Here is a 2,412-nt window from a genome sequence, read left to right as displayed (position 1 = left end):
CAACAGGCTTGGGTTTGCGAGGGTTCACGACAATCGACGATCGACGATCGACGTTCGAGATGTTGAATGACGGTGATCGATAAATGTGGTCAAACTCTTAAGGGTGTATGGTGGATGTCTTGGCATCGAGAGGCGATGAAGGACGTTGTAGCCTGCGATAAGCTCCGGGAAGCTGGCAAACAAGCGTTGATCCGGAGATTTCCGAATGGGGAAACCCCACCTTCGGGTGACTCCTGCCTGAATGTATAGGGCAGGTAGAGCGAACGCGGTGAACTGAAACATCTAAGTAACCGCAGGAACAGAGACAGACATGGATTCCGTCAGTAGCGGCGAGCGAACACGGAAAAGCCCAAACCGGGATTCGTCCCGGGGTTGCGGGCGCTTCGAGCTGAAAAGCACTTAGCAGAACGGTTTGGAATGGCCGGCCATAGCGGGTGAAAGCCCCGTATGTGAAAAGTGTAATAGGCGTTGAGAGGCGTACCAGAGTAGCACGGAGCTCGTGGAACTCCGTGTGAAGCTGGCCGGACCACCGGCCAAGGCTAAATACTCCTCGATGACCGATAGTGAACAAGTAGGGCGATTGAACGATGAAAAGTACAGCTGTTAGCTGAGTTAAAAGTACCTGAAACCATACACTTACAAGCGGTCGGAGCCCTATGCCCGCAAGGGAATGGGTGACGGCGTACCTTTTGCATAATGGGCCGGCGAGTGCACGTATACAGCAAGGCTAAGGTGTCAAGCACCGGAGCCGAAGCGAAAGCGAGTCTTAAAGTGGCGTTGAGTTGTGTGCGTGCGGCCCGAAACCCCGTGATCTACCCGTGGCCAGGTTGAATGTTCCGTAAAAGGGACAGAAGGACCGAAGCCGTGAACGTTGAAAAGTTCTGGCATGAGCTGCGGGGAGGAGTGAAAGTCTAATCAAACGGGGAGATATCTGGTTCTCTTCGAAATGCCTTTAGGGGCAGCCTCAGGTAAATATCCTATGGGGGTAGAGCTACTGAAAGAGGACGTGGGGCTACCCGCCTACACGCCTCTACCAAACTCCGAATACCATAGGACGTACCCTGGGAGTGAGTCCGCGAGGGATAATCTTCGCGGTCGAGACGGAAACAACCGAGATCGCCTGCTAAGGTCCCTAAATCTAACTTAGTTCGTGAGGAAGTCATTCTGCTGTGACAGCTAGGATGTTGGCTTAGAAGCAGCCACCATTTAAAAAGTGCGTAATAGCTTACTAGTCGAGCAGAGCGGCGCCGTAAATGATCGGGAATAAGTTGGATACCGAAGCAGCGAGCTGCGTAAGCAGCGGTAGAAGAGCGTTGTACTCCGCATTGAAGCCATACCGTAAGGAGTGGTGGAGCGAGTACAAGTGAGAATGCCGGCATGAGTAACGATAATGCAGGTGAAAATCCTGCACGCCGAAAGCCTAAGGTTTCCTGGGGAAGGTAAATCCGCCCAGGGTTAGTCGGGAGCTAAGTCGAGGCCGAAAGGCGTAGACGATGCACAGCAGGTTAATATTCCTGCACCGGCGATGAAGGTTGAATCTTCGTGTGCGCTTTTTCCAAGCAGATCCTCCGATTAGTCGTGGAGGTTTCGCAAGATCGAGGCCGTTTTGTTGCCGAAGTCTGTGGCGAGAGAGCCGAGAAAAGCACGAGGGGGACGACATCGCTGTCCGTACTAAAACTGACACAGGTAGGCGAGGAGAGTATCCTCAGGCGCTCGAGAGAACTGCGGTTAAGGAACTAGGCAATCTAACCCCGTAACTTAGGGAGAAGGGGTCCCTCCTCCAGCAATGGAAAGGGCGCAGGAATCAGCCTGGGCGACTGTTTATCAAAAACACAGCACTGTGCTAACTCGCAAGAGGATGTATACAGTGTGACGCCTGCTCGGTGCGGGAAGGTTAAGGAAGTCGGTTAGGGCCACGGCCCGAGGCTGGCGACCGAAGCCCCCGTAAACGGCGGCCGTAACTATGACGGTCCTAAGGTAGCGAAGTTCCTTGTCGGGTAAGTTCCGACGTGCATGAACGGCGTAACGACTTGGGCGCTGTCTCGACCGCAGACTCGGTGAAATTGAAGTGGCGGTGAAGATGCCGCCTCCCCGCAGCAAGACGGAAAGACCCCATGCACCTTTACTATAGCCTGGTACTGATGCCGGTTGTGGACTGCGTAGGATAGGTGGGACGCGTTGATCCCCTGGTTCCGGCCAGGGGGGAGCGGTCGGTGAAATACCACCCTGTTTGCATTCGTCATCTCACCCTAAGCCATGAATCTGGATAGGGAACCGTGCTAGGTGGTTAGTTTGACTGGGGCGGTCTCCTCCGAAAGAGTAACGGAGGAGTTCAAAGGTACCCTCAGCCTGGTTGGCAATCAGGCTCCGAGCGCAAAGGTAGAAGGGTGCTTAACTGTGAGACTCATCAGT

At 54.1% G+C, this 2,412-nt stretch carries 1 rRNA gene; it reads left to right on the top strand.

What is annotated here, in order from left to right:
• Positions 1 to 87 precede the first annotated feature (87 nt).
• Positions 88 to 2,412, top strand: a 23S ribosomal RNA gene (locus VLA04_02260); the annotation flags it as partial.

Source organism: Verrucomicrobiia bacterium, from assembly GCA_035460805.1.
Taxonomy (GTDB): Bacteria; Patescibacteriota; UBA1384; order CAILIB01; family CAILIB01; genus DATHWI01.
The sequence above is the reverse complement of the archived record's forward strand: the minus strand, read 5'-3'. Positions and strand labels throughout refer to the sequence as shown.